Source organism: Kitasatospora sp. NPDC101108 (genome assembly GCF_055584725.1).
Map to the genome: position 1 here is coordinate 18,842 of NZ_JBVJLM010000034.1, position 25,812 is coordinate 44,653.

Here is a 25,812-nt window from a genome sequence, read left to right on the forward strand (position 1 = left end):
GGCAAACGGCCCCTCCGCCCAGGTACGGACGCGGCGGACCGGCGTTCCGGTTCCGCCTCGGGGCTTTCCGGCGGCGCTCCCGGCTACGCCTGGCGCACCGCGCGCCAGGCCGTCGGCAGGGCCTCGGCGACCGCGAGGGCCGTCACCGGCGCGCCCGGATCGCCGGCCGCCTCCCGGGCGGCCAGGCCGTGGAGGTAGGCGGCGAGCGAGGCGGCGTCCAGCGGGGACAGGCCGGTGGCCAGCAGGGAGCCGGCCAGGCCGGCCAGCACGTCGCCGCTGCCCGCGGTGGCGAGCCAGGAGGTGCCGGTGGGGTTCACCCGGACGGCACCGCCCGGGTCGGCGACCACGGTGGTGGAGCCCTTCAGCAGCACGGTGGCCCGGTAGGCGGCCGCCAGGCGCCGGGCGGTGGCCAGCCGGGCGGCGGCCAGGTCGTCGGCGGCGGGCGGCGCGCCGCCCTCGACGCCCGCCAGCAGCCGGGCGGCCTCGCCGGTGTGCGGGGTGAGCAGGGTGGGCGCCGTCCGGCCGGCCAGCGCGTCCGGACCGAGTCGGCCCAGCTCGGTCAGCCCGTCCGCGTCCACCAGCACCGGGACGTCGCTCGCCAGCGCCTCGGTCAGCGCCTCCCGCGCCCCCTCGCCGCCGCCCGGCCCGACCACCCAGGCCTGCACCCGCCCGGCCCCGGCCGGTCCGCCCTCGGTGACCAGCGTCTCCGGGAAGCGCCGCACCACCTCCTCGGCCGCCGTACCGACGTAGCGGACGGCGCCCGCGCCGCCCCGCAGCGCCCCGGAGACCGCCAGCAGCGCCGCCCCCGGGTACCGCGCCGAACCGGCCGCCACCCCGACCACGCCGCGCCGGTACTTGTCGCTCTCCGCGCCGGGCAGCGGCAGCAGCGCCGCCGCGTCCGCGTGCTGCAGGGCCGTCACCTCCGGCTCGGGCAGCGCCAGCCCGATGTCCACCAGCTGCACGGCGCCCGTGTACTCGGCCCCCGGGTCGATCAGCAGCCCGGGCTTGTAGGTGCCGAAGCAGACGGTGACGTCCGCGCGCAGCGCCTCGCCGGGCACCTCGCCGGTGTCGGCGTCCACCCCGCTGGGCAGGTCCACCGCCACCACGATCCCGCTCCGCCCGGCGCGGGCGTACGGCACGGCCTCCGGGCGCAGGCCGCCCCGGCCACCGATGCCGACGATCCCGTCCAGCACCAGGTCCGCGCGCGAGAAGTCGGCCAGGCCGACTTCCTGCTCCGCGGTCACCCGTCCGCCCGCCGACCGCAGCGCGGCCAGCCCGCCCGGGTGCGCCTTCTCCGGCGCCAGCAGCACCGCCGTCACCCGCGCCCCGCGCCGGGCCAGCGCCGCACCGGCGTACAGGGCGTCACCCCCGTTGTCCCCACTGCCCGCCAGCACCGTCACCCGGCTGCCGTACACCCGCCCCCGACGCCGCGTCAGCAGCCGGGCACAGGTCGCCGCCAGCCCGGCGGCCGCCCGCTGCATCAAGGTGCCCTCCGGCAACCGGGCCATCAGCGCGGCCTCGGCGGCCCGAACGGTTTCCACAGGGTGTGCATGACGCATGGGGAGAACTCCTTCAGCGGTCGGCTACCGCCGACGCTAGCCCGCGCCACCGCCCCACGGGAGCCGGGCCTGCGGCACACTTTCGAGTGACAACCACTTCGATCCCCCACCGGTGTCGGTCCGTACGCCTACTTTGTGGCTCGGCACGGACCCACAGGAGGGAGAAGGGCCATGGTCGCCATGCCAGCTGTCGAGCAGCCGCTGGGCCAGGACGGTCTTCTCCAGGCATTTCTGGAGCTGGACACGCCGCCCGGATTCAAGGCCGAGCTCATCGAAGGGGAGATCGTCTTGACGCCACCGCCGGACGGGCCGCACGAGGGCGCGTTCTCGAAGGTCGCCAAGCAGTTCTTCCGGAACGCCTCGATCGAACTGGACATCGCGGGCAACAAGGGCCTCGTCACCCCCGGAGGCCGTTTCATCCCCGACGGCACGGTGGTCCCGGAGGACCACTTCGACCACCTGGACTCCTGGGCTCCGGCGGAAGGAGTCCTACTCGTGTTCGAGATCACCTCGAACAGCCCGTACAAGGACCGCGAGCCGAAGCGCAAGGGCTACGCCGCTGCGGGCATCCCCTGCTACCTGCTGATCGATCGCAGTGAAGGCAAGGTCACCCTCTTCTCCGAACCCCAGAACGGTGACTACAGGTCGCTCACCAAGACCGACTTCGGCAAGCCGATCGACCTGCCCGCCCCGTTCTCGTTCACGCTCGACACGGCGCCCCTGCGGTAGGGCACAGCCACCGCAGGGACGCCGTGGGAGTCACTACTCGACGGTGACCGACTTCGCCAGGTTGCGCGGCTGGTCGACCTCGTGGCCCTTGGCCGTGGCCAGCTCGCAGGCGAAGACCTGGAGCGGGACGGTGGAGACCAGCGGCTGGAGCAGGGTCGGGGTGACCGGGATGCGGATCAGGTGGTCCGCGTACGGGACGACGGCCTCGTCGCCCTCCTCGGCGATCACGATCGTGCGGGCGCCGCGGGCCCGGATCTCCTGGATGTTGGAGACGATCTTGTCGTGCAGGATCGACCGTCCGCGCGGCGAGGGCACGACCACCACGACCGGCAGCCCCTCCTCGATCAGCGCGATCGGGCCGTGCTTGAGCTCGCCCGCCGCGAAGCCCTCGGCGTGCATGTAGGCGAGCTCCTTGAGCTTGAGCGCACCCTCCAGGGCCACCGGGAAGCCGACGTGGCGGCCGAGGAACAGCACCGAGCGGGCGTCGGCCAGCGAGCGGGCCAGCTCGCGCACCGGCTCCATGGTCTCCAGCACCTGCTCGACCTGCTTCGGCGCGTCGCCGAGCTCGCGGATGATGGTGAAGATCTCGTCGCCCCACTTGGTGCCGCGCACCTGGCCCAGGTAGAGGGCGACCAGGTAGCAGGCGACCAGCTGGGTCAGGAACGCCTTGGTGGACGCGACCGCGACCTCCGGACCGGCGTGGGTGTACAGCACCGCGTCCGACTCGCGCGGGATGGTGGAGCCGTTGGTGTTGCAGATCGCCAGCACCTTGGCGCCCTGCTCCCGGGCGTGCCGCAGGGCCATCAGGGTGTCCATGGTCTCGCCGGACTGAGAGATGGCGATGACCAGCGTGCCCGGGCCCATGATCGGGTCGCGGTAGCGGAACTCCGAGGCGACCTCGACCTCGCAGGGGATGCGGGTCCAGTGCTCGATCGCGTACTTGGCGATCATGCCCGCGTGGAACGCGGTGCCGCAGGCGACGATGACGACCTTGTCGACCGAGCGCAGGTCCGCGTCGGAGATCCGCAGCTCGTCGAGGGTCAGCCGGCCGTCGGTGCCGATCCGGCCGAGGAGGGTGTCCGCGACGGCCTTCGGCTGCTCGGCGATCTCCTTGAGCATGAAGTAGTCGTAGCCGCCCTTCTCGGCGGCGGAGGCGTCCCAGTCGACGTGGTACTCGCGCACCTCGGCCGGGGTGCCGTCGAAGTTGGTGACGGTCACGCCGTCCCGGCGCAGCTCGACGACCTGGTCCTGGCCCAGCTCGATCGCCTCGCGGGTGTGCGCGATGAAGGCGGCGACGTCGGAGGCGAGGAAGTTCTCGCCCTCGCCGCGACCGACCACCAGCGGCGAGTTGCGGCGGGCGCCGACGACCACGCCGGGGGCGTCCGCGTGGACGGCGACGAGGGTGAAGGCACCGTCCAGGCGGCGGCAGACCGCCCGCATCGCCTCGGCGAGGTCGCCCTGGTAGGCCTCGCCCAGCAGGTGGGCGACGACCTCGGTGTCGGTCTCGGACCGGAGGGTGTGGCCGCGCTCCGCGATCTCGGCGCGCAGCTGGGCGAAGTTCTCGATGATGCCGTTGTGGACCACCGCCACCCGGTTGTCGTCGTCCAGATGGGGGTGGGCGTTGGCGTCCGTCGGGCCGCCGTGGGTGGCCCAGCGGGTGTGGCCGATGCCGGTGGTGCCGCCGGGGAGGGGCGACTCGGCGAGCGACTTCTCCAGGTTGCCGAGCTTTCCGGCCCGCTTGTCCGTGACGAGACTCCACTGCCCCTGGGAGTCCTGCGCCTGCACCGCGACACCGGCCGAGTCATAGCCCCGGTATTCCAGTCGCTGCAGGCCCGCGATTACTACGTCGAGGGCGGACTGCGCGCCCACGTATCCAACAATTCCGCACATGCGTGCCAGCATAAGGGCCGTTCTGTAGCCCTATTCCCGTCTCGCACGCTCCCCCGCGAACGCTGCGTGACCGACACCACAACCACGGTGAACACCGCTACGGCTCACAATGGAGCATGTGCTGACCGAACTCTGTACGCGGGGCGCCGCCACGCCCGGCCCGTCCCCGTCCCCCTACGTGGACCTCAGCCGGGCCGAATGGAGCGCGCTGCGCGAGCGTACGCCGCTGCCGCTGACCGCCCAGGAGGTGGAGCAGCTGCGCGGCCTCGGCACGGCCCTCGACCTCGACGAGGTGCGCGACGTCTACCTGCCGCTGTCCCGGCTGCTCAACCTCTACATCCACGCCACGCACGACCTGCGCGGCGCGTTGGGCACGTTCCTGGACACGCCGGACACCGAGCGCACCCGCACCCCGTTCATCATCGGCGTGGCGGGCTCGGTCGCCGTCGGCAAGTCCACCACCGCCCGACTGCTCCAGGCCCTGCTGGCCCGCTGGCCCGAGCACCCGCGGGTCGAACTGGTCACCACCGACGGCTTCCTGCTGCCCAACGCCGAGCTGCGCCGCCGCGGCCTGATGGCCCGCAAGGGCTTCCCGGAGTCGTACGACCGCCGGGCGCTGATGCGCTTCGTCGCGGACGTGAAGGCGGGCAAGGAACGGGTCACCGCGCCGGTGTACTCGCACCTGGTGTACGACATCGTGCCCGACGAGCGGCTGACCGTGGAGCGCCCGGACATCCTGATCGTCGAGGGCCTGAACGTCCTCCAGCCGGCCCTGCCGGGCACCGACGGCCGCACCCGGCTCGCGGTGGCCGACTACTTCGACTTCTCGATCTACGTCGACGCCCGCACCGACGACATCGAGCACTGGTACCTGGACCGCTTCCGCAAGCTGCGGCAGACCGCCTTCCAGGACCCGAACTCCTACTTCCGCCGCTTCACCGAGGTGCCGGAGGAGGAGGCGATGGAGTACGGCCGCCAGGTCTGGCGCACCATCAACAAGCCCAACCTGCTGGAGAACGTGCTGCCCACCCGCGGCCGGGCGACGCTGATCCTGCAGAAGGGAGCGGACCACAAGGTCCGCCGGGCGCTGCTGCGCAAGCTCTGAGGCGCCGTCGGGACACGACGCGAAGGGCCCCCACCCGAGGCGGGGGCCCTTCGGCGTGTCCGGGGCTCAGCCCAGGTGGGTGCGCACCGCCTCGGCCAGGCGCTGGGCAACCGTCTCGGCCTGCGCCGGGTCGGCGGCCTCGACCATCACGCGGACCAGCGGCTCGGTGCCGGAGGGGCGCAGCAGCACCCGGCCGGTGGCGCCCAGCTCGGCCTCGGCCGCGGCGACGGCGGCGGACAGCTCGGTGCTGGTCCGCACCCGGCTCTTGTCGACGCCCTTGACGTTGATCAGCACCTGGGGCAGACGGGTCATCACGGCGGCCAGGTCGGCCAGCGGCTGCTTGGTGGCGGCCAGTCGGGCGCCCAGCATCAGGCCGGTCAGGGTGCCGTCGCCGGTGGTGGCGTGGTCCAGCAGGATGACGTGGCCGGACTGCTCGCCGCCCAGCGCGAAGCCGTGCTCCTTCATGGCCTCCAGCACGTAGCGGTCGCCGACGGCGGTCTCCACCAGGTCGATGCCTTCGCGCTCCATCGCCAGCTTGAAGCCGAGGTTGGACATCACGGTGGCCACCGCGGTGTTGCGGCGCAGGGTGCCGGCCTCCTTCATGGCGACGGCGAGGATGGCGATGATCTGGTCGCCGTCCACCTCGTTGCCCTCGGCGTCGGCGGCCAGGCAGCGGTCGGCGTCGCCGTCCAGGGCGATGCCGAGGTCGGCCTGGTGCTCCTTCATCGCGGCGCGCAGCCGGTCGAGGTGGGTGGAGCCGACGCCGTCGTTGATGTTGAGGCCGGTGGGCTCGGCGCCCAGGGTGTGTACGACCTCGGCGCCGGCCCGGGCGAAGGCCTCGGGGGCGACGTAGGCGGCGGCGCCGTGGGCGCCGTCGATGACGACCTTGATGCCGTCCAGGCGGTTGGGCAGCACGCCGATCAGGTGGGCGACGTACTTGTCGAAGCCCTCGGTGTACTCGCGCACCCGGCCGACGGCCGCGCCGGTCGGGCGGTTCCAGTCCTCGCCGCCGACGGTGTGCTTGCGGTAGTGGGCCTCGATCGCGTCCTCGATCCGGTCGTCCAGCTTGTGGCCGCCGCGGGCGAGGAACTTGATGCCGTTGTCCGGCATGGCGTTGTGGCTGGCGGACAGCATCACGCCGAAGTCGGCGCCGAGCGCGCCGGTGAGGTAGGCGACCGCGGGGGTGGGCAGCACGCCGACCCGCAGGACGTCGACGCCGGAGCTCGCCAGGCCGGCGATGACCGCGGCTTCCAGGAACTCGCCCGAGGCACGGGGGTCACGGCCGACCACCGCGACCGGCCGGTGCCCGTCGAAGGCGCCGGCCTCGCCGAGCACGTGGGAGGCCGCGACCGACAGGCCGAGCGCCAGCTCCGCCGTCAGGCCCTCGTTGGCCACACCGCGTACGCCGTCCGTACCGAAGAGTCGTCCCACTGTCCCGTCCTCCATCACCATGCTCGGAACCCACCGATGATCCCGGCCGCCGCACGTTGACCGGGGAACACGTCGCCCCGGAGTACACGAGGTACTCCGGGGCGACGGTTTGCGCAACCAGGGGGTGCGCCGCCAGGGCGGACCGCACCCCCGGGGACGCGATTAGCGCTTGCTGTACTGCGGCGCCTTGCGGGCCTTCTTCAGACCGGCCTTCTTGCGCTCGACGGCGCGGGCGTCACGGGTCAGGAAGCCGGCCTTCTTGAGGGCGCCGCGGTTGTTGTCCACGTCGGCCTCGTTCAGGGCACGGGCGACGCCGAGGCGCAGCGCGTAGGCCTGGCCGGAGACGCCGCCACCGCTGATGCGGGCGACGATGTCGTAACGGCCGTCCAGCTCAAGGAGCTTGAAGGGCTCGTTCACGGTCTGCTGGTGCACCTTGTTGGGGAAGTAGTCCTCAAGGGTGCGACCGTTGATCTTCCACTGGCCGGTGCCGGGGACGATGCGCACGCGGGCGATCGCCTCCTTGCGACGGCCGAGGCCGGCGCCCGGGGTGGCCTCGCCGAAGCGGCCGGCCAGCGACTCGGAGGTGTAGCTCTCCTCGGAGGTGTACTCGCCCTCGACGACGTTCTCGTCGAAGTCGACCTCAAGGGTTTCAGTGGTCTCGGCCACGGTGTTCCTCAGCTCTTTTCAGTGTTGGGGGGCTTGGTGGCCGAATTACTGCGCGACCTGGGTGATCTCGAACGGCACCGGCTGCTGGGCAGCGTGGGGGTGCTGGTCGCCCGAGTAGACCTTGAGCTTCGAGAGCATCTGACGGCCCAGGCTGTTCTTGGGGATCATGCCCTTGATGGCCTTCTCGACGGCCTTCTCCGGGTTGTTCGCCAGCAGGTCGTCGTAGCGCACCGAGCGCAGACCGCCCGGGAAGCCCGAGTGGCGGTAGGCCAGCTTCTGGGTCTTCTTGTTACCGGACAGGTGCACCTTGTCGGCGTTGATGATGATGACGAAGTCACCAGTGTCAACGTGCGGCGCGTAGATCGCCTTGTGCTTGCCCCGGAGGAGGTTGGCGGCCTGGGAAGCCAGGCGGCCGAGCACGACGTCGGTCGCGTCGATGACGTGCCACTGACGCTGGACGTCGCCGGGCTTGGGGCTGTACGTACGCACGGTCGTAGCCTTCGCTTTTCAGTGAGTGAGTCCTGACAGGAGCACCCGGACGGAAGAGCAGCCTGGCCAACCTTGGACGCAATTCAAGGGGGACCGCTGGTCGTCGACCTGATGTCTCCGGCGTACCGACCTCTCACGTGAGATAGAGCGAGCCAATACGCACATCAAGCGTCCAGGTTACCGGGCGGGCGGGAAGCGGTCAAAAATCGCCCGGCGCCCGCCCTCCCGTCACTCAGCGTTCGCGTTCGACCCGGGTGACGTCCCAGACCGGCTCGGGCGACTCGAAGACCCGCCCGTCCGCGCCGAACACCAGGAAGCGGTCGAAGCTCCTGGCGAACCAGCGGTCGTGGGTGACGCACAGCACCGTGCCCTCGAAGGCCTCCAGCCCGGCCTGCAGCGCCTCGGCGCTCTCCAGGTCCAGGTTGTCGGTCGGCTCGTCGAGCAACAGGGCCGTCACGCCGTCGAGTTCGAGCTTGAGGATCATCAGCCGGGCCTGCTGCCCACCGGACAGCGACTCGAACTTCTGCTCCTCCTGGCGGTCCAGCTCGTACCGGCGCAGCGCGCCCATCGCGGCGCTGCGGCTGAGCGCGTGCTCCTCCTCGATGATCGACCGGACGGTGCGGCCGAACAGCTCCGGGTGCGCGTGGGTCTGCCGGAAGTGGCCGGGGACGACCCGGGCGCCGAGCTTCCAGTCGCCGGTGTGCTCGACCGTGGTGTCACCGGCCAGCAGCCGCAGCAGGTGCGACTTGCCGGCACCGTTGGCGCCCAGCACCGCGACCCGCTCGCCGTAGAAGACCTCCAGGTCGAAGGGCTGCATCAGGCCGGTGAGCTCCAGCCGCTCCATGGTGAAGGCGCGCACGCCGGTGCGCCCGCCCTTGAGCCGCATGGTGATGTTCTGCTCGCGCGGCGGCTCCTCCGGGCGCCCGGCCTCCTCGAACTTCTTCAGGCGGGTCTGGGCGGCCGCGTAGCGGGTGGCCAGGGCGTGGCTGACGGCCGCGGCCTGGCGCAGGGTGACGACCAGCTTCTTGAGCTTGGCGTGCTCCTCGTCCCAGCGCCGACCCAGTTCCTCGAAGCGCGCGAAGCGGTCCTTGCGGGCCTCGTGGAAGGAGTCGAAGCCGCCGCCGTGCACCCAGACGCTGCTGCCGGCCGCACCGGACTCGACGGAGATGATCTTGTCGGCGGTCTTCGACAGCAGCTCGCGGTCGTGCGAGATGAACAGCACGGTCTTCGAGGTGGCCTTGATGGCCTCCTCCAGCCAGCGCTTGGCCGGGACGTCCAGGTAGTTGTCCGGCTCGTCGAGCAGCAGCACCTCCTCGGGGCCGCGCAGCAGCGCCTCCAGCACCAGCCGCTTCTGCTCGCCCCCGGAGAGGGTGTTCAGACCGCGCCACTGGGCCTTGTCGAAGGGCACTCCCAGGGCGGCCGTGGTGCAGACGTCCCAGTCGGTCTCGTAGTCGTAGCCGCCGACGTCCGCCCAGTCGGAGAGCGCCTGGGCGTAGGCCATCTGCGTCTTCTCGTCGTCCTGGGCGATCATCGCCAGCTCGGCGGCGTCCACCGCGCGGGCCGCCCTGGCGATCCGCTCGGGGGCGACCGAGACCAGCAGGTCGCGCACCGAGGCGTCGGCCGGCAGCGCACCCGGGGCGGCGGACCGGTCCTCGCGGCCGGTGGTGCCGACGAACTGGCGCATCACGCCGAGCCCGCCGCTGATCGTCACCGACCCGCCGTGCGGCTGGATGTCCCCCGCGATCATGCGCAGCAGGGTGGTCTTGCCCGCCCCGTTGGCGCCGACCAGGGCGACCGCGGCGCCCTCGCCGACCCGGAAGGACGCGTCGTCGAACAGCACCCGCCCGTCCGGCAGGTAGTACTCCAGGTGCGAAATCTCGACGTGTCCCATGGGAAGGATTGTCCCAAGCCGACGCCCCGGGCCAAAACGGATTACGAGGCGGCGGGCTGCCCGGGCAGGGTGCGCATCCGCCGGGCCTGCCGGTTGCGCTCGGCGAGCTGGTCGTCCGGCGGGTAGCCGACCTCCTCCAGGGTGAGCCCGTACGGCCGGATCACGTTGACGGCCGAGTTGCGGACCCCGCCGGCCAGCACCTCGCCGGGGAACTCCACCGGCCGGTGCCCGTCGCCGACCAGCAGCATCGCGCCGACCAGCGCCCGGACCATGTTGTGGCAGAACGCGTCGGCCCGGACGGTGGCCACCGCGAGGGTGCCCTCCTGGCTCGCGTAGGTGTCCACCGGAACGCGGTCCCAGTGCAGCTCCAGCAGGGTGCGGATGGTGGTGGCGCCCTCGCGCTTCTTGCAGTACGCGGCGAAGTCGTGCTCGCCCAGCAGCAGCTTCGCGGCCGCGTTCATCTTCTCCACGTCCAGCGGCCGGTCGTGCCAGAGCACGTGCCCGCGCAGCAGCGGGTCGACCCCGCCGGGGTGGTCGGCGACCCGGTACGCGTACCGGCGCCAGATCGCCGAGAAGCGGGCGTCGAACCCGGCCGGCGCCTCGCCGACCCGGTAGATCCGCACGTCCCCGGGCAGCCGCCCGGCCAGCCGGCGCAGCAGCTTCTCCCGGTGCGCCTCCCACAGCTCGGCCGGCAGGTCGACGTGGGCGACCTGGCCACGGGCGTGGACCCCGGCGTCGGTGCGGCCGGCCACGGTCAGCGGGAACAGCTCCGGGCTGCGGGTGACGATCTGCAGCGCGGTCTCGATCTCCTCCTGGACCGTCCGGCGGCCGCCCTTCTGGCGGGCCCAGCCGGAGAACTCGGCGCCCTGGTAGGCGAGGTCGAGCCGGACCCGGACGTACCCGTCGGCCGGGCCGTCCTTCACCGGCGGCTGCTCGGCGCAATCGTTGACCACTGCTTCTCTTCTCCCGGGGACCTCGGAAACAAGGAACGGGCCCGCTCCCCCATCACTGGGAGAGCGGGCCCGCAACACACCCAGAGGTGTCAGGCCTGCTCGGCGGCCTCGGCCTCGTCGGCCTTGGTGTCGACGGCGGCGGCAGCGCTCTCGGCGGCAGCCTCCTTCGAGGCGCGCTTGGTGGCGGCCTCGGCCTCGCCGACGGCGGTCTGCGCGACGGTCAGCGCCTCGACCAGCTCGATCACGGCCATCGGGGCGTTGTCGCCACGACGGGGACCGATCTTGGTGATGCGGGTGTAGCCACCCGGGCGGTTCTCGTAGCGCGGCGCGATCTCGGTGAAGAGGGTGTGCAGCACCGACACGTCGGTGATGGTCTTGCGCACCAGGCGACGGTTGTGGATGTCGCCCTTCTTCGCCTTGGTGATCAGCTTCTCCGCCAGCGGGCGCAGGCGGCGGGCCTTGGCCTCGGTGGTGGTGATGCGGCCGTACTGGAACAGCTCACGGGCCAGACCGGCGAGCAGCAGCGGCTCGTGGTGCGGGCCACCGCCCAGACGGGCACCCTTGGTGGGACGCGGCATGGAATTACTCCTTGAATCTCCGACTGCGGCCGTACCAGGTACCGCAGCGGGCGTACGGGCACTGTGCCCGTACGGCTTTCATGACGACGGAGGCGGTTCCGGGGAACCGCCCCCGCGGTCAAGTCTCTCAGTACTGCTCGGTCTCCGCGTAACCCGCGTCGTCCAGGTCGTCGGCGCCGAAGGCGTCGGCGGCGGCGGTCGGGTCGAACCCGGGCGGGCTGTCCTTGAGGGCCAGGCCCATGCCGGCCAGCTTCGCCTTGACCTCGTCGATCGACTTCGCACCGAAGTTGCGGATGTCGAGCAGGTCGGCCTCGGAGCGGGCGACGAGCTCACCCACGGTGTGGATGCCCTCGCGCTTGAGGCAGTTGTAGGAGCGGACCGTGAGCTCCAGCTCCTCGATCGGCAGCGCCAGGTCGGCGGCCAGGGCGGCGTCCGTCGGGGACGGGCCCATGTCGATGCCCTCGGCGTCGATGTTCAGCTCGCGGGCGAGGCCGAACAGCTCCACCAGGGTCTTGCCGGCCGAGGCCATGGCGTCGCGCGGACGCATGGCGGGCTTGGTCTCGACGTCGACGATCAGCTTGTCGAAGTCGGTCCGCTGCTCGACACGGGTCGCCTCGACCTTGTAGGTGACCTTCAGCACGGGGCTGTAGATCGAGTCGACCGGGATGCGGCCGATCTCCTGGCCGGAGGCCTTGTTCTGGACGGCGGAGACGTAGCCGCGACCGCGCTCGACGGTCAGCTCCATCTCCAGCTTGCCCTTGCCGTTCAGGGTGGCGAGGACCAGCTCGGGGTTGTGCACCTCGACACCCGCCGGCGGGGCGATGTCGGCGGCGGTGACGACACCCGGGCCCTGCTTGCGCAGGTACATCACGACCGGCTCGTCGTGCTCCGAGGAGACGACCAGCTGCTTGATGTTGAGGATGAGGTCGGTCACGTCCTCCTTGACGCCCGGCACGGTGGTGAACTCGTGCAGGACGCCGTCGATGCGGATGCTGGTGACAGCGGCACCCGGGATCGACGACAGGAGCGTGCGGCGCAGGGAGTTGCCGAGGGTGTAGCCGAAGCCGGGCTCCAGCGGCTCGATCACGAACCGGGAGCGGAACTCGTCGACGACCTCTTCGGTCAGCGAGGGACGCTGAGCGATAAGCATGGGGAGGTTCCTCCAGTTGTCTTCGGCACCCACTATTTGATGCCGACAGGACCAAGCGTACGGGCTCCTGCGCGCGGTGTTGAGATCAACGGCGTAGGAGCCCGTACGAGGTTTGAAGCAGAGACTGCGTGCCCGAAGGCGCTGCGTCAGACGCGGCGGCGCTTCGGCGGACGGCAGCCGTTGTGCGGGGTGGGGGTGACGTCCTGGATCGAGCCGACCTCCAGGCCGGTGGCCTGGAGCGAACGGATCGCGGTCTCGCGGCCGGAGCCCGGACCCTTCACGAAGACGTCAACCTTGCGCATGCCGTGCTCCTGCGCGCGACGGGCAGCGGCCTCGGCGGCCATCTGCGCGGCGAACGGGGTGGACTTGCGCGAGCCCTTGAAGCCGACGTGGCCGGCGGAGGCCCAGGAGATCACGTTGCCCGACGGGTCGGTGATCGAAACGATGGTGTTGTTGAACGTGCTCTTGATGTGCGCGTGGCCGTGAGCGACGTTCTTCTTTTCCTTGCGGCGGATCTTCTTCGCGCCGGCAGCCTGACGACCCTTGGGGGGCATAAGTCTGTTCTCCTACTGAGGTGGTCGGTCCGCTGACCCGCGGGCCGGAGGGATGTCCGGTTACGGGACGGACTACTTCTTGCCCGGCTTCTTCTTACCGGCGATCGCGCGACGCGGGCCCTTGCGGGTACGCGCGTTGGTGTGGGTGCGCTGGCCGCGGACCGGCAGGCCACGGCGGTGACGCAGACCCTCGTAGCAGCCGATCTCGACCTTGCGGCGGATGTCGGCGGCCACCTCACGGCGGAGGTCACCCTCGACCGTGTAGTTGGCGTCGATGTACTGGCTCAGCTTGACCAGGTCTTCCTCGGAGATGTCGCGAACGCGGACATCCGGGTTGACGCCGGTCTCGGCGAGGGTCTGCTGGGCGCGGGTACGGCCGATGCCGTACACGTAGGTGAGGGCGATCTCGATCCGCTTCTCACGGGGGAGATCAACGCCGGCGAGGCGTGCCATTCAAGGCTCCTGTGGTTCTTCAGAGGTCTGGCGTGCCACCTACTCCGTCACCTCACGGTGAGGGAGCCCCGGCCTCTGACCGGGGGCGGCAGTCCGTCCCTCACGGGACGGATCGGGTGACCCGCTTATGACGTTTTCGCGTCGCGCGAAGTACTACGAGAAATGCTGGGGAGAGATCAGCCCTGGCGCTGCTTGTGGCGCAGGTTGTCGCAGATCACCATGACCCGGCCGTGGCGGCGGATCACCTTGCACTTGTCGCAGATCTTCTTGACGCTCGGCTTGACCTTCATGTTTCAGGTTCTCCGGGTCTAGATCTGACGTTCTTACTTGTAGCGGTAGACGATCCGGCCGCGCGTGAGGTCGTAGGGGCTGAGCTCCACGACGACCCGGTCGTCCGGCAGGATGCGGATGTAGTGCATGCGCATCTTGCCACTGATGTGCGCGAGGACCTTGTGACCGTTCTGCAGCTCGACCTTGAACATCGCGTTCGGAAGAGACTCGATCACGGTGCCCTCGATCTCAATGGCGCCTTGCTTCTTAGCCATGAACTGCGAGATCCACCTTCCGGGACCGGCTACCGTATGCGGAACGCTCGTGCGAACCTGGGTTCACCCCAGCCCCGAGGGGAAGAGGGCGTGCTGAAGCACGCTACGAGTGAGCCGACGGTCCATCCTACGCCAGCGCGCTCCACGCTCCAAAACGGGGCACCCGATGGAGTCCGCCGTCACACCCGGCCGCTCAGAACCCGGTGGTGACGACCAGGGGGTCGACGTGGGCGGTGCAGGCCGAGCAGCGGCGGGCGGCCTGGGGGATCTCGGTCAGGCACTCGGGGCAGGGGCGCATCGGGGCCTTGGGCTTCTTCGGCAGGTAGCGCGCGGTGGCCTTGGTGATCGGCAGCACGACGCAGAAGTACAGCACCGCGGCGGTCAGGAAGAACGCGATCAGCACGTTCAGGAACTGGCCGTACGGGAATTTGACCCCGCCGATGGTGGCCGTGTACGAGCTGAAGTCGCCGGCCGCGCCGACCACCACGCCCACCAGCGGCGTGAGGAACGCGGACACGAAGCCGGTCACCACCGCGGTGAACGCGGCGCCGATGACCACACCCACGGCCATGTCGACGACGTTGCCGCGCATCATGAAGTCGCGGAATCCCTTGAGCACGTTGCTCTCTCCTGCTCGCTCGTAAGCCATGGACTGCCCTGCCAGCCGATAAAAATAGGACAAAAGCCCTGGAGGTCCAAACCTCCAGGGCCCTGATCCCTTGTCAGGAACGGCAGTTCACGGCCGCGGCGACTAGGCCAGCGGGTCCGGAGCCGCGGTGATGCCCAGCTTGGCGAGTTCGGCCCTGCCGCCGTCGAAGGCGGTCAGCACCAGGGGGCCCTGCTCGGTGACGGCCACCGAGTGCTCCCAGTGCGAGGCCCAGGTGCCGTCGTTGGTGACGACCGTCCAGTCGTCGTCCAGCACGGTGGTGTGCGGGGTGCCCAGCGAGACCATCGGCTCGATCGCCAGCACGGTGCCGGGGACGAGCTTCGGGCCCTTGCCGCGGCCGCGCTCGACGTAGTTCAGCACGTGCGGCTCCATGTGCATCGCGGTGCCGATGCCGTGGCCGCCGTAGCCCTCGGTGATGCCCCACTTGCCCTTGGGCGGCAGCGGCTGGCGGCGGATGTAGCCCTCGATCGCCTTGGAGACGTCCACCAGGCGGTTGTTCTTCTTCATCTGGGCGATGCCGGCCCACATCGAGCCCTCGGTCACCCGGCTCAGCATCTCGACCTCCGGGCGGACCTCGCCGACCGCCACGGTGATCGCCGCGTCGCCGTGCCAGCCGTCCAGGATGGCGCCGCAGTCGATCGAGATGAGGTCGCCCTCCTGCAGCACCCGCTCACCGGGGATGCCGTGCACGACCTCGTTGTTCACCGAGGCGCAGATCACCCCGGGGAACCACAGGCCGCCGTGGTGGGCGCGGAAGTTCGAGGTGGCGCCGTGGTCGGTGATCACCTTGTCGGCGATGTCGTTGAGCTCCTGGGTGGTCACCCCGGGAGCGACCGCCGCGCGGCAGGCCTTCAGCGCCTCGGCGACGACCAGCCCGGCCGCTCGCATCTTCGCGATCTGCTCGGGGGTCTTGATCTCCACCATCAGGGTCACGCCTTCCAAGTCCGGATTACCACTGCCTACCACCGTACGACGTCGAAACGGCCGGGCCGCCCGCTCCACGGGCGCCCCGGCCGTACGTCGTACCTCGCTGAGGAACCTCAGCCGTTCTGCTTCAGCGCCTCGATCGCGCGCTGGGTGACCTCGTCCACCTTGCCGAGGGCCGGGATGGTCACCAGGAGGCCCTGCTCCTTGTAGTAACCGATGATCGGCTCGGTCTTGGAGTGGTACTCCTCCAGCCGCACCCGCACGGCCTCCTCGGTGTCGTCCGAGCGCTGGTAGAGCTCGCCACCGCACTCGTCGCAGACGCCCTCGACCTTCGGCGGGTTGTAGGCGACGTGGAAGACGTGGGTGTCGTTCTTGCGGCACAGGCGACGGCCCGCGATCCGCTTGACGACCTCGTCCTCGGGAACCTCCAGGTCCAGCACACCGTCCAGCTTGATGCCCTGCGCGGTGAGGAACTCGTCCAGCGCCTCGGCCTGGCCCAGGTTGCGCGGGAAGCCGTCGAGCAGGAAGCCGTTGGCGGCGTCCTCCTGGAGCATCCGGTCCTCGGCCATCCCGATGGTCACCGAGTCCGGGACCAGCCGGCCGCTGTCGATGTACGACTTCGCCTCAAGCCCCAGCGGGGTGCCCTGGCTGATGTTCGTACGGAACAGGTTGCCGGTGGAGATGTGGGGGATGGACAGGGTCGCGGCGAGCAGGTGCGCCTGAGTACCCTTCCCGGCCCCGGGAGGACCAACGAGGACGATACGCATCAGCGGAGGAACCCTTCGTAATTGCGCTGCTGGAGCTGGCTCTCGATCTGCTTCACAGTTTCGAGTCCGACGCCGACGACGATGAGCACGCTGGTGCCGCCGAACGGGAAGTTGGTCTGCTGTCCGAAGGCGACCAGGGCGATCATCGGGATCAACGCGATCAGGCCCAGGTAGAGCGAACCCGGCCACGTGATTCGGGTCAGCACGTAGTTCAGGTACTCGGCCGTCGGCCGACCGGCCCGGATGCCCGGGATGAAGCCACCATACTTCTTCATGTTGTCGGCAACTTCTTCGGGGTTGAAGGAGATGGCCACGTAGAAGAAGGCGAAGAAGACGATCAGCAGGAAGTACGTCGCCATGTAGATCGGGTGGTCGCCCTTGACGAAGTTCTGCTTGATCCACACCGCCCAGCCCGCCTGGCTGTTGGTCAGCTGGACCACGAGGGCGGGGATGTACAGCAGCGACGAGGCGAAGATGACCGGGATGACACCGGCCTGGTTCACCTTGAGCGGGATGTAGGTCGAGGTGCCCCCGAAGGCCCGGCGGCCGATCATCCGCTTCGCGTACTGGACCGGGATCCGGCGCTGGGCCTGCTCGACGAAGATGACCAGCATCACAACGATGACGCCGACCGCGACCACGGACAGGAACTCGACCCAGCCGCCGCCGATGGTGCCCGACTGCTTGATGGCCCACATCGAGGACGGGAACTGCGCGGCGATCGAGGTGAAGATCAGCAGCGACATGCCGTTGCCGATGCCGCGGTCGGTGATCAGCTCACCCAGCCACATGATGACCGTGGTACCGGCCGTCATCGTGATGACCATGACGGCGATCCGGAACACCGAGGTGTCCGGCACGATCTGGTTGGCCAGCGGGCAGCCCGAGAACAGCGCACCGCTGGAGGCCGTCGCGACGATGCCGGTGCCCTGGAGCACGGCGAGCGCGATGGTCAGGTAGCGGGTGTACTGGGTGATCTTCGCCGTACCGGCCTGGCCCTCCTTCTTCAGCGCCTCCAGTCGCGGGATCACGACGGTGAGGAGCTGGAGGATGATGCTCGCCGTGATGTACGGCATGATGCCGAGGGCGAAGATCGTCAGCTGGAGGAGCGCGCCACCGCTGAACAGGTTGACGAGTCCGAAGAGGCCGTTGTTCTTGGTCTCCTTCACGCACTCGTTCACGGCCGTGAAGCTCACGCCCGGGATCGGAATGTGCGAGCCCAGCCGGAACAGCACCATGATGCCCAGCGTGAACAGCAGCTTCTTGCGCAGGTCGGGCGTCTGGAACGCCCGCGCGAACGCACTGAGCACGGTGCCTCCTGCGCCTCCCGCGCGTCGTCGGCGGGAGGGTCGGTCCTGGAATGGGGAGTTTGCGGTTCGGGCTCCCGTACAGACGGCACAGGCGAGCCTACGCGCAGCCTACAAGGGAACTCCACGGACTCTAACAGTGCGCGGCCACTCGAAAGAAGCGCGTACGGCCGCTCCCCCACTCACGGGGGTACGGGATGCCCGGTTTTGCCACACAAAAGAACGAGGGGCGGTGCCGCGCGATTTCGGCCCCCGAGTGAAAGGGCCGGTAAAAGCACGAGCCCCGCACCTCCCGGAGGAGGTGCGGGGCTCGAAGCCGTTTCGTCGGCGGGTTCAGCGGGCTCAGACGAGCTCGGTGACCGTACCGCCGGCGGCCTTGATCTTCTCGGCGGCCGAGCCGGAGACGGCGTCGACCGTCACCTGCAGCGCAACCGAGACCTCGCCGGTGCCGAGCACCTTGACGAGGGAGTTCTTGCGAACCGCGCCCTTGGCGACCAGGTCCTCGACCGTGACCTCGCCACCCTGCGGGTAGAGCTCGGCCAGCTTGTCGAGGTTGACGACCTGGAACGTGATCTTGAACGGGTTCTTGAAGCCCTTCAGCTTCGGCAGGCGCATGTGGAGCGGCATCTGGCCACCCTCGAAGCGCTGCGGAACCTGGTAGCGGGCCTTGGTGCCCTTGGTACCACGACCGGCGGTCTTACCCTTGGAGCCCTCACCACGACCCACGCGGATCTTGTCGGTCTTGGCACCCGGGGCGGGACGCAGGTTGTGGATCTTGATCGGGTTGTCGCCCATGATCAGTCCACCTCCTCAACCGTCACCAGGTGACGGACCGTGTGGGCCATCCCGCGGATCTCGGGACGGTCCTCCTTCACCACGACGTCGTGCATGCGCTTCAGGCCGAGCGAACGCAGGGTGTCACGGTGGTTCTGCTTGCTGCCGATGTACGACTTGGTCTGCGTGATCTTCAGGCGAGCCATCAGGCGCTCACCCCAGCAGCACGCGCCCGCAGCAGAGCGGCGGGGGCCACGTCCTCCAGCGGCAGGCCACGACGGGCGGCGATCTCCTCGGGGCGGACGAGGCCCTTCAGAGCAGCCACGGTGGCGTGCACGATGTTGATCGCGTTGTCCGAGCCGAGCGACTTCGACAGGATGTCGTGGATGCCGGCGCACTCCAGGACGGCACGCACCGGACCACCGGCGATAACACCGGTACCGGGGGCGGCGGGCTTCAGCAGCACGACGCCGGCGGCCTTCTCACCCTGAACCGGGTGAGGGATGGTGCCCTGGATACGGGGGACGCGGAAGAAGTTCTTCTTGGCCTCCTCAACACCCTTGGCGATGGCGGCCGGAACCTCCTTCGCCTTGCCGTAACCGACACCCACGGTGCCCTCGCCATCGCCCACCACGACGAGCGCGGTGAAGCTGAAGCGACGGCCACCCTTGACAACCTTGGCGACACGGTTGATCGCGACGACGCGCTCGACGTAAGCGGTCTTCTCGACAGCCTGGGCGTTGCCCTGACCGTCACGCTTACGGTCGCGCCGCTCGCCACCCGTGCCGCGACCGGCGCCGCCTTCGCGGCGCTGGGGTCCAGCCATTGGAATTACCTCTCTCGTTTACGTCCGTCGACAGAGTCGACGAGCGGCTTAGAAGTCGAGCCCGGCCTCGCGAGCCGCGTCCGCCAGGGCGGCGATGCGGCCGGCGTACCGGTTGCCCGCGCGGTCGAAGACGACCGACTCGATGCCGGCGGCCTTGGCGCGCTCGGCGACCAGGCTCCCGACCTTCTTGGCCAGCTCGGTCTTGTCGCCCTCGGCGCCCTTGATGGACACGTCGAGGGTGGACGCCGACGCCAGGGTGTGACCCTTGGCGTCGTCGATGACCTGGGCGACCATGTGACGGTTCGAGCGCGTCACGACGAGACGCGGACGCACCTCGGTGCCGACGACACGCTTGCGAACGCGGATCGCGCGGCGCTTGCGAGCGGCGCTCTTGTAGGCGTTGCCCTTGCCGATCTTGACAGAGACGCTCATCGCTTACTTACCACTCTTTCCGACCTTGCGGCGGATGACCTCGCCCGCGTACTTGACGCCCTTGGCCTTGTACGGGTCGGGCTTGCGCAGCTTGCGGATGTTCGCGGCGATCTCGCCGACCTTCTGCTTGTCGATGCCGTCCACGTGGAACTTGGTGGGCGACTCGACGACGAAGGAGATGCCCTCCGGCGCGGTGACCAGGATCGGGTGGCTGTAACCGAGCGAGAACTCCATGTCGGAGCCCTTCGCGTTCACGCGGTAGCCGACACCGCTGATCTCCAGCGACTTGCGGTAGCCCGCGGTCACACCGGTGATCATGTTCGCCACCAGCGTGCGGGTCAGGCCGTGCAGGGCCTTCGAGCGACGCTCGTCGTTCGGGCGGGTGACGAGCACGGTGCCGTCCTCGCCCTTGCCGATCTCGATCGGCTCAGCGACGACGTGGGTGAGGGAACCCTTGGGGCCCTTCACCGAGACCGTCTGGCCATCGATGGTGACGTCCACGCCAGCGGGGACCTGGATGGGCAGCCGTCCAATACGCGACATTGCTGTACCTCCGTTTCCCGAATTACCAGACGTAGGCGAGAACTTCTCCGCCTACGCCCTTCTTGGCGGCCTGCTTGTCGGTCAGGAGGCCGGACGACGTGGAGATGATCGCCACGCCCAGGCCGCCGAGCACCTTCGGCAGGTTGGTGGACTTTGCGTAAACGCGCAGACCCGGCTTGCTGATGCGCTTGATGCCGGCGATGGAGCGCTCACGGTTGGGGCCGAACTTGAGCTCGATGGTCAGCTTCTTGCCGACCTCGCCCTCAGCGGGCTCCTCAACCTTGTAGGAGGAGATGTACCCCTCCTGCTGCAGGATCTCGGCGACGTGCGCCTTGATCTTGCTCGACGGCATCGCGACAGAGTCGTGGTACGCCGAGTTCGCGTTACGCAGACGCGTGAGCATGTCTGCGATGGGGTCGGTCATGGTCATGATGGCCTCAGGCCTCTCTCGCCGTGGTTTCTCCGCGCCAGGTCCCCCTGCCGCACTCTTCCGAGTGCGTCAGGGGCACAAGCGCAGGGGACCTGCGACGTAGTAAGACTGGGTGCGAGCCCTCCCAGAAGAGGACCACGGACGTCCATGGGGAAGCCGTGGCAGGGGGCCCGACCCCACTACCTTACGGGAATCCGTACGGCAGCCCAAAAACGGGGCGTGTGGGATCGGGCACCTCTGCTTCGCTAGCTGTGCCTAGAGCGCTGGACTACCAGGAGCTCTTGGTCACGCCCGGCAGCTCGCCGCGGTGCGCCATCTCACGGAGGCACACACGGCAGAGGCCGAACTTGCGGTACACCGAGTGCGGACGGCCGCAGCGCTGGCACCGGGTGTAGGCCCGGACGCCGAACTTCGGCTTGCGCTCGGACTTCGCGATGAGGGACTTCTTCGCCATTGGCTCACGCCTCCTTGAACGGGAAGCCCAGAGCGCGCAGGAGCGCCCGGCCCTCGTCGTCGGTCTGAGCGGTGGTCACGACGGTGATGTCCATACCGCGCTGACGGTCGACCTTGTCCTGGTCGATCTCGTGGAACATAACCTGCTCGGTCAGACCGAACGTGTAGTTGCCACGGCCGTCGAACTGCTTCGGGGAGAGACCACGGAAGTCACGGATTCGCGGCAGGGCCAGCGAAACCAGACGGTCCAGGAACTCCCACATGCGGTCACCGCGGAGGGTGACGTGGGTGCCGATCGGCTGGCCCTCGCGCAGCTTGAACTGCGCGATGGACTTGCGAGCCTTGGTCACGGCCGGCTTCTGACCGGTGATCGCGGTCAGGTCGCGGATCGCGCCCTCGATCAGCTTGCTGTCACGGGCGGCCTCGCCGACACCCATGTTGACCACGACCTTGACCAGGCCGGGGATCAGCATGACGTTCTCGTACGAGAACTGCTCCTGCAGCTGGCCCTTGATCTCGGAGTTGTAACGCTCCTTGAGGCGGGGGGCCACCTTCTCAACAGTCGTCTCAGACATCAGATGTCCTCACCGGTCCGCTTGGCAACGCGGATCTTGTTGCCCTGGTCGTCGAAGCGGTAACCGACGCGGGTGACGACCTTCTTGCCGTCCTTCTCCACGACCAGCTGGACGTTGGAGACGTGCACCGGGGCCTCGACGGTCACGATGCCACCCTGGGTACCCGGACCCGGCTTGGTGTGCTTCTTGACCCGGTTGACACCCTCGACCAGGACCTTGTTCTCGGCCGGCAGGGCCTGGATGACCTTGCCCTGCTTGCCCTTGTCCTTGCCCGTGATGACCTGGACCAGGTCACCCTTCTTGATCTTCATGCTGTTCGCCATGGGTTAGAGCACCTCCGGCGCCAGCGAGATGATCTTCATGAACTTCTTGTCGCGCAGCTCGCGGCCGACCGGGCCGAAGATGCGGGTGCCACGGGGGTCACCCTCAGTGTTCTTCAGCACGACAGCGGCGTTCTCGTCGAAGCGGATGTACGAGCCATCCGGACGGCGGCGCTCCTTGACGGTGCGGACGACGACGCACTTGACGACGTCACCCTTCTTCACCGAACCACCGGGGATCGCGTCCTTGACGGTCGCGACGATGACGTCCCCGATTCCGGCGTAGCGGCGACCGGAGCCACCGAGAACACGGATGCAAAGGATCTCCTTGGCACCAGTGTTGTCGGCAACACGCAGTCGCGACTCCTGCTGGATCACAGCTTTCTCCTGATCGTCAACGAGAGTCGACGGGCCGGCCGCTGCTCACACCGGCGTCCAGGGACCCGGTGCACATACGGCCGTACCTCATCGGCTTCGTTACTTGGCCTTCTCGAGGATCTCGACGACGCGCCAGCGCTTCGTCGCGGACAGCGGGCGGGTCTCCGCGAGGAGGACCCGGTCGCCCACGCCGCACGCGTTCTGCTCGTCGTGCGCCTTCAGCTTGTTCGTACGGCGGATGACCTTGCCGTACAGAGCGTGCTTGACGCGGTCCTCGACGGCGACGACGACGGTCTTGTCCATCTTGTCGCTGACGACGAGACCCTCACGGGTCTTGCGGAAACCGCGCGTCTCGTTGGTGTTCTCAGTCATCAGGCGTTCTCCACCGTCTCGATGCCCAGCTCGCGCTCGCGCATCAGGGTGTAGATCCGCGCGATGTCCTTGCGGACGAGCTTGAGCCGTCCGTGGTTGTCGAGCTGCCCGGTCGCCGCCTGGAAGCGGAGGTTGAACAGCTCCTCCTTGGCCTCGCGCAGCTTGGCAACGAGACCCTCGTTGTCCAGCGAGCGAAGCTCAGCAGCCTTGGTAGCGGCCGACATCAGCTCTCACCGTCCTCGCGCCGGACGATCCGGCACTTCATCGGCAGCTTGTGCGCGGCGCGGGTGAGCGCCTCACGAGCAACCTTCTCGTTCGGGTACGACAGCTCGAACATGACCCGACCCGGGTGCACGTTCGCGATCCACCACTCCGGCGAACCCTTACCGGAACCCATGCGGGTCTCGGCCGGCTTCTTGGTGAGCGGGCGGTCCGGGTAGATGTTGATCCAGACCTTGCCGCCACGACGGATGTGACGGGTGATCGCGATACGAGCGGACTCGATCTGACGGTTCGTCACGTAGGCCGGGGTCACGGCCTGGATGCCGAACTGGCCGAACGCCAGCTCGGTGCCACCCTTGGCAGCGCCACGACGCTTCGGGTGGTGCTGCTTGCGGTGCTTGACCCGACGGGGGATCAGCATTGGGGTCAGGCCTCCGTTCCGGTGTTCTCAGCAGCCGGAGCCTCGACGGCCGCGGCCGCGGGGGCCTCGGCAGCGGCGGGACGACGGCCACGGCCACCGCGCTCGCCACCACGGCGCTCGCCACCGCGGGCGGGACGACCACCCTCGGGACGGGCCGGGCGGTTGCCCGAGCGGGCAGCGGCGTTCTCAGCGCGGACCTCGGCGATGTTCTTGACGTCGCCCTTGTAGATCCAGACCTTCACGCCGATGCGGCCGAAGGTGGTCTTGGCCTCGAAGAAGCCGTAGTCGACGTTCGCACGCAGGGTGTGCAGCGGCACGCGACCCTCGCGGTAGAACTCCGAACGGCTCATCTCGGCGCCGCCGAGACGACCGGAGCACTGGACCTTGATGCCCTTGGCGCCGGACTTCATGGTGCCCTGCATCGACTTGCGCATGGCACGACGGAAGGAGACGCGGGAGGACAGCTGCTCCGCGACGCCCTGAGCCACGAGCTGGGCGTCCAGCTCGGGGTTCTTGACCTCAAGGATGTTCAGCTGGACCTGCTTGCCGGTCAGCTTCTCCAGGTCGCCGCGGATGCGGTCGGCCTCGGTGCCGCGGCGACCGATGACGATGCCCGGACGAGCGGTGTGGATGTCAACGCGGACGCGGTCGCGGGTGCGCTCGATCTCGACCTTGGAGATGCCGGCGCGCTCCATGCCCTTCGTCATCATGCGACGAATGGCGACGTCTTCCTTGACGTAGTCCTTGTACAGCTTGTCGGCGTACCAGCGGGACTTGAAGTCCGTGCTGATGCCGAGGCGGAACCCGTGCGGGTTAACCTTCTGGCCCATTACCGGGTCCCTTCCTTGCTGCTGACGACCACGGTGATGTGGCTGGTCCGCTTGCGGATCCGGTAGGCGCGGCCCTGGGCACGCGGACGGAACCGCTTCAGGGTCGGGCCCTCGTCAACGTACGCCTCGGAGATGTAGAGGTCGTCCACGTTGGAGTGGTTGTAGTTGTGCGCGGCGTTGGCAATGGCGCTGTCGAGCACCTTGCCGACCGGCACGGTGGCGGCCTGCGGAGCGAAACGCAGGACGGCCTGGGCCTCCGTGGCATTCATGCCACGGATGAGGTCCACCACGCGGCGGGCCTTCATGGGCGTCACGCGGATGTACCGCGCCTGTGCCCTGGCTTCCATGGTTGTCCCCTTAATGGAGTAAGTCATTGAGTCGTTCTGGCGCTTAAGCTCAGGCGCTTAGCGACGCTTCGACTTCCGGTCTTCCTTCACGTGGCCACGGAAGGTGCGGGTCGGAGCGAACTCGCCGAGCTTGTGGCCGACCATCGACTCGGTGACGAACACCGGGACGTGCTTGCGGCCATCGTGGACCGCGATCGTGTGACCGAGCATGCTCGGGGAGATCACGGAACGACGGGACCAGGTCTTGATGACGTTCTGGGTACCCGCCTCGTTCTGAGCGTCCACCTTCTTGATGAGGTGGCCGTCGATGAAGGGGCCCTTCTTGAGACTGCGCGGCATCTGACCTGCTCCTAGCGCTTCTTGTTGGTCTTGCGGCGGCGCACGATGAGCTTGTCCGACGCCTTGTTCGGGCGACGGGTACGGCCCTCGGGCTTACCCCACGGCGAGACCGGGTGGCGACCACCGGAGGTCTTACCCTCACCACCACCGTGCGGGTGGTCGATCGGGTTCATGGCGACACCACGCACGGTCGGGCGGACGCCCTTCCAGCGCATACGGCCGGCCTTGCCCCAGTTGATGTTCGACTGCTCGGCGTTGCCGACCTCGCCGACGGTGGCGCGGCAGCGCGCGTCGACCAGGCGGATCTCACCGGAGGGCATGCGCAGGTGCGCCATGCGACCCTCACGGGCGAGCAGCTGGATGCCGGAACCGGCGGAGCGGGCCAGCTTGGCACCGCCACCGGGACGCAGCTCCACCGCGTGGATGGTGGTACCGACCGGGATGTTGCGCAGCGGCAGGTTGTTGCCCGGCTTGATGTCGGCGCCAGCGCCGTTCTCGATCCGGTCACCCTGCGCGATGCCGCGCGGCGCGATGATGTAGCGCTTCTCGCCGTCCGCGTAGTGCAGGAGCGCGATGCGCGCGGTGCGGTTCGGGTCGTACTCGATGTGCGCGACCTTGGCCGGCACGCCGTCCTTGTCGTGACGACGGAAGTCGATCACGCGGTAGGCGCGCTTGTGACCGCCACCCTGGTGGCGAGCGGTGACACGACCGGCGTTGTTGCGGCCGCCCTTGCTGTGCAGCGGGCGAACCAGCGACTTCTCCGGGGTGGACCGCGTGATTTCTACGAAGTCGGCCACGCTGGAGCCACGACGGCCCGGCGTAGTCGGCTTGTACTTGCGGATGCCCATTTGGCTCTCTCGTCCTCGTCCTAATCGACGATCACGATCTC

General features: G+C 68.9%; 36 protein-coding genes. 2 read left to right on the plus strand and 34 right to left on the minus strand.

The window, feature by feature from the left end:
• Positions 1-83: 83 nt before the first annotated feature.
• Complete coding sequence (locus ACZ6Z8_RS36920; RefSeq protein ID WP_465614377.1) at positions 84-1,559, minus strand: NAD(P)H-hydrate dehydratase; 1,476 nt, start codon at positions 1,557-1,559, stop codon at positions 84-86.
• A gap of 171 nt (positions 1,560-1,730) precedes the next feature.
• Here ACZ6Z8_RS36920 and ACZ6Z8_RS36925 point away from each other — a divergent pair, with 171 nt between their 5' ends.
• On the plus strand, positions 1,731-2,288 hold the full coding sequence (locus tag ACZ6Z8_RS36925; protein ID WP_465614378.1) for a Uma2 family endonuclease: 558 nt from the start codon (positions 1,731-1,733) through the stop codon (positions 2,286-2,288).
• A 33-nt stretch (positions 2,289-2,321) separates the two neighbouring features.
• On the opposite strand, the gene glmS is transcribed toward ACZ6Z8_RS36925, so the two are convergent.
• Entirely contained in the window at positions 2,322-4,178 is a 1,857-nt protein-coding gene (glmS, locus tag ACZ6Z8_RS36930) for a glutamine--fructose-6-phosphate transaminase (isomerizing) (RefSeq protein ID WP_465614379.1), read from the minus strand.
• Between the two features lie 109 nt (positions 4,179-4,287).
• On the opposite strand from glmS, the gene coaA reads away from it, so the two are divergent.
• Positions 4,288-5,283 carry a type I pantothenate kinase gene (coaA, locus tag ACZ6Z8_RS36935; RefSeq protein ID WP_030280818.1) on the plus strand — a complete coding sequence of 332 codons (996 nt, stop codon included), beginning with the start codon at positions 4,288-4,290 and terminating at the stop codon, positions 5,281-5,283.
• 66 nt (positions 5,284-5,349) lie between these two features.
• Here coaA and glmM read toward each other — a convergent pair whose 3' ends face one another.
• From glmM to rplB, 32 genes are all read right to left on the minus strand, one after another.
• A complete protein-coding gene (gene glmM / locus ACZ6Z8_RS36940; protein ID WP_465614380.1) occupies positions 5,350-6,714 on the minus strand; it encodes a phosphoglucosamine mutase in 1,365 nt (454 codons plus the stop codon).
• A 162-nt stretch (positions 6,715-6,876) separates the two neighbouring features.
• Positions 6,877-7,380: a 30S ribosomal protein S9 gene (gene rpsI, locus ACZ6Z8_RS36945; protein WP_465614381.1), complete on the minus strand. Its 504-nt coding sequence runs from the start codon at positions 7,378-7,380 to the stop codon at positions 6,877-6,879.
• 45 nt (positions 7,381-7,425) lie between these two features.
• A complete protein-coding gene (rplM, locus tag ACZ6Z8_RS36950) occupies positions 7,426-7,869 on the minus strand; it encodes a 50S ribosomal protein L13 (protein WP_030055846.1) in 444 nt (147 codons plus the stop codon).
• Positions 7,870-8,101: 232 nt separating this feature from the next.
• Positions 8,102-9,760, minus strand: coding sequence for an ABC-F family ATP-binding cassette domain-containing protein (locus tag ACZ6Z8_RS36955; RefSeq protein WP_465614382.1), 1,659 nt, complete (start codon positions 9,758-9,760; stop codon positions 8,102-8,104).
• Between the two features lie 41 nt (positions 9,761-9,801).
• A complete protein-coding gene (gene truA, locus ACZ6Z8_RS36960; RefSeq protein ID WP_396535676.1) occupies positions 9,802-10,713 on the minus strand; it encodes a tRNA pseudouridine(38-40) synthase TruA in 912 nt (303 codons plus the stop codon).
• A gap of 89 nt (positions 10,714-10,802) precedes the next feature.
• Positions 10,803-11,291 carry a 50S ribosomal protein L17 gene (gene rplQ, locus ACZ6Z8_RS36965; RefSeq protein ID WP_033352691.1) on the minus strand — a complete coding sequence of 163 codons (489 nt, stop codon included), beginning with the start codon at positions 11,289-11,291 and terminating at the stop codon, positions 10,803-10,805.
• Positions 11,292-11,418: 127 nt separating this feature from the next.
• On the minus strand, positions 11,419-12,441 hold the full coding sequence (locus ACZ6Z8_RS36970; RefSeq protein WP_030055844.1) for a DNA-directed RNA polymerase subunit alpha: 1,023 nt from the start codon (positions 12,439-12,441) through the stop codon (positions 11,419-11,421).
• Positions 12,442-12,587: 146 nt separating this feature from the next.
• Complete coding sequence (gene rpsK / locus ACZ6Z8_RS36975; RefSeq protein ID WP_014136257.1) at positions 12,588-12,995, minus strand: 30S ribosomal protein S11; 408 nt, start codon at positions 12,993-12,995, stop codon at positions 12,588-12,590.
• Between the two features lie 72 nt (positions 12,996-13,067).
• Positions 13,068-13,448: a 30S ribosomal protein S13 gene (rpsM, locus tag ACZ6Z8_RS36980; protein WP_097237495.1), complete on the minus strand. Its 381-nt coding sequence runs from the start codon at positions 13,446-13,448 to the stop codon at positions 13,068-13,070.
• Positions 13,449-13,624: 176 nt separating this feature from the next.
• A complete protein-coding gene (rpmJ, locus tag ACZ6Z8_RS36985) occupies positions 13,625-13,738 on the minus strand; it encodes a 50S ribosomal protein L36 (RefSeq protein ID WP_003956441.1) in 114 nt (37 codons plus the stop codon).
• A 33-nt stretch (positions 13,739-13,771) separates the two neighbouring features.
• The gene (gene infA, locus ACZ6Z8_RS36990) at positions 13,772-13,993 is read right to left on the minus strand and encodes a translation initiation factor IF-1 (protein WP_003956442.1); all 222 of its coding nucleotides are present in this window, start codon (positions 13,991-13,993) and stop codon (positions 13,772-13,774) included.
• Between the two features lie 193 nt (positions 13,994-14,186).
• A complete protein-coding gene (gene mscL, locus ACZ6Z8_RS36995) occupies positions 14,187-14,612 on the minus strand; it encodes a large conductance mechanosensitive channel protein MscL (RefSeq protein WP_465614383.1) in 426 nt (141 codons plus the stop codon).
• A gap of 132 nt (positions 14,613-14,744) precedes the next feature.
• Positions 14,745-15,584, minus strand: a complete 840-nt coding sequence (gene map, locus ACZ6Z8_RS37000; RefSeq protein ID WP_465614384.1) for a type I methionyl aminopeptidase — start codon at positions 15,582-15,584, stop codon at positions 14,745-14,747.
• A 116-nt stretch (positions 15,585-15,700) separates the two neighbouring features.
• Positions 15,701-16,354 carry an adenylate kinase gene (locus tag ACZ6Z8_RS37005; RefSeq protein ID WP_465614385.1) on the minus strand — a complete coding sequence of 218 codons (654 nt, stop codon included), beginning with the start codon at positions 16,352-16,354 and terminating at the stop codon, positions 15,701-15,703.
• A complete protein-coding gene (gene secY, locus ACZ6Z8_RS37010; protein ID WP_380418015.1) occupies positions 16,354-17,664 on the minus strand; it encodes a preprotein translocase subunit SecY in 1,311 nt (436 codons plus the stop codon). The genes ACZ6Z8_RS37005 and secY overlap by 1 nt, the downstream gene beginning before the upstream one ends.
• 339 nt (positions 17,665-18,003) lie before the next feature.
• Entirely contained in the window at positions 18,004-18,456 is a 453-nt protein-coding gene (gene rplO / locus ACZ6Z8_RS37015; RefSeq protein ID WP_030280790.1) for a 50S ribosomal protein L15, read from the minus strand.
• A 2-nt stretch (positions 18,457-18,458) separates the two neighbouring features.
• Positions 18,459-18,641, minus strand: coding sequence for a 50S ribosomal protein L30 (gene rpmD / locus ACZ6Z8_RS37020; protein ID WP_030055835.1), 183 nt, complete (start codon positions 18,639-18,641; stop codon positions 18,459-18,461).
• Positions 18,641-19,261 (minus strand): 30S ribosomal protein S5, encoded by a 621-nt coding sequence (gene rpsE / locus ACZ6Z8_RS37025; protein WP_207810342.1) that lies wholly within the window; start codon positions 19,259-19,261, stop codon positions 18,641-18,643. Before rpsE ends, rpmD begins: the two co-directional genes overlap by 1 nt.
• 48 nt (positions 19,262-19,309) lie before the next feature.
• Positions 19,310-19,693, minus strand: a complete 384-nt coding sequence (rplR, locus tag ACZ6Z8_RS37030) for a 50S ribosomal protein L18 (protein WP_030280785.1) — start codon at positions 19,691-19,693, stop codon at positions 19,310-19,312.
• A gap of 3 nt (positions 19,694-19,696) precedes the next feature.
• A complete protein-coding gene (gene rplF / locus ACZ6Z8_RS37035; protein WP_380418013.1) occupies positions 19,697-20,236 on the minus strand; it encodes a 50S ribosomal protein L6 in 540 nt (179 codons plus the stop codon).
• Positions 20,237-20,258: 22 nt separating this feature from the next.
• On the minus strand, positions 20,259-20,666 hold the full coding sequence (rpsH, locus tag ACZ6Z8_RS37040; RefSeq protein WP_207810340.1) for a 30S ribosomal protein S8: 408 nt from the start codon (positions 20,664-20,666) through the stop codon (positions 20,259-20,261).
• A gap of 268 nt (positions 20,667-20,934) precedes the next feature.
• Positions 20,935-21,120, minus strand: a complete 186-nt coding sequence (locus ACZ6Z8_RS37045; protein ID WP_030055830.1) for a type Z 30S ribosomal protein S14 — start codon at positions 21,118-21,120, stop codon at positions 20,935-20,937.
• A 4-nt stretch (positions 21,121-21,124) separates the two neighbouring features.
• Positions 21,125-21,694: a 50S ribosomal protein L5 gene (gene rplE, locus ACZ6Z8_RS37050; protein WP_030280779.1), complete on the minus strand. Its 570-nt coding sequence runs from the start codon at positions 21,692-21,694 to the stop codon at positions 21,125-21,127.
• The gene (gene rplX / locus ACZ6Z8_RS37055; RefSeq protein ID WP_270151185.1) at positions 21,694-22,005 is read right to left on the minus strand and encodes a 50S ribosomal protein L24; all 312 of its coding nucleotides are present in this window, start codon (positions 22,003-22,005) and stop codon (positions 21,694-21,696) included. The genes rplE and rplX overlap by 1 nt, the downstream gene beginning before the upstream one ends.
• 15 nt (positions 22,006-22,020) lie before the next feature.
• Complete coding sequence (gene rplN, locus ACZ6Z8_RS37060; protein ID WP_030232481.1) at positions 22,021-22,392, minus strand: 50S ribosomal protein L14; 372 nt, start codon at positions 22,390-22,392, stop codon at positions 22,021-22,023.
• 99 nt (positions 22,393-22,491) lie between these two features.
• The gene (gene rpsQ, locus ACZ6Z8_RS37065; protein ID WP_030280777.1) at positions 22,492-22,764 is read right to left on the minus strand and encodes a 30S ribosomal protein S17; all 273 of its coding nucleotides are present in this window, start codon (positions 22,762-22,764) and stop codon (positions 22,492-22,494) included.
• Positions 22,764-22,988, minus strand: coding sequence for a 50S ribosomal protein L29 (gene rpmC / locus ACZ6Z8_RS37070; RefSeq protein ID WP_030232478.1), 225 nt, complete (start codon positions 22,986-22,988; stop codon positions 22,764-22,766). The genes rpsQ and rpmC overlap by 1 nt, the downstream gene beginning before the upstream one ends.
• Positions 22,988-23,407, minus strand: a complete 420-nt coding sequence (gene rplP / locus ACZ6Z8_RS37075; RefSeq protein WP_030232476.1) for a 50S ribosomal protein L16 — start codon at positions 23,405-23,407, stop codon at positions 22,988-22,990. The genes rpmC and rplP overlap by 1 nt, the downstream gene beginning before the upstream one ends.
• A 5-nt stretch (positions 23,408-23,412) precedes the next feature.
• Positions 23,413-24,237, minus strand: coding sequence for a 30S ribosomal protein S3 (gene rpsC, locus ACZ6Z8_RS37080; RefSeq protein WP_030280775.1), 825 nt, complete (start codon positions 24,235-24,237; stop codon positions 23,413-23,415).
• Positions 24,237-24,584, minus strand: a complete 348-nt coding sequence (gene rplV / locus ACZ6Z8_RS37085) for a 50S ribosomal protein L22 (RefSeq protein ID WP_030280773.1) — start codon at positions 24,582-24,584, stop codon at positions 24,237-24,239. The genes rpsC and rplV overlap by 1 nt, the downstream gene beginning before the upstream one ends.
• Before the next feature lie 57 nt (positions 24,585-24,641).
• Entirely contained in the window at positions 24,642-24,923 is a 282-nt protein-coding gene (rpsS, locus tag ACZ6Z8_RS37090; RefSeq protein WP_030280772.1) for a 30S ribosomal protein S19, read from the minus strand.
• 11 nt (positions 24,924-24,934) lie between these two features.
• Positions 24,935-25,771, minus strand: coding sequence for a 50S ribosomal protein L2 (gene rplB, locus ACZ6Z8_RS37095; protein WP_030280770.1), 837 nt, complete (start codon positions 25,769-25,771; stop codon positions 24,935-24,937).
• Positions 25,772-25,812: the final 41 nt, after the last annotated feature.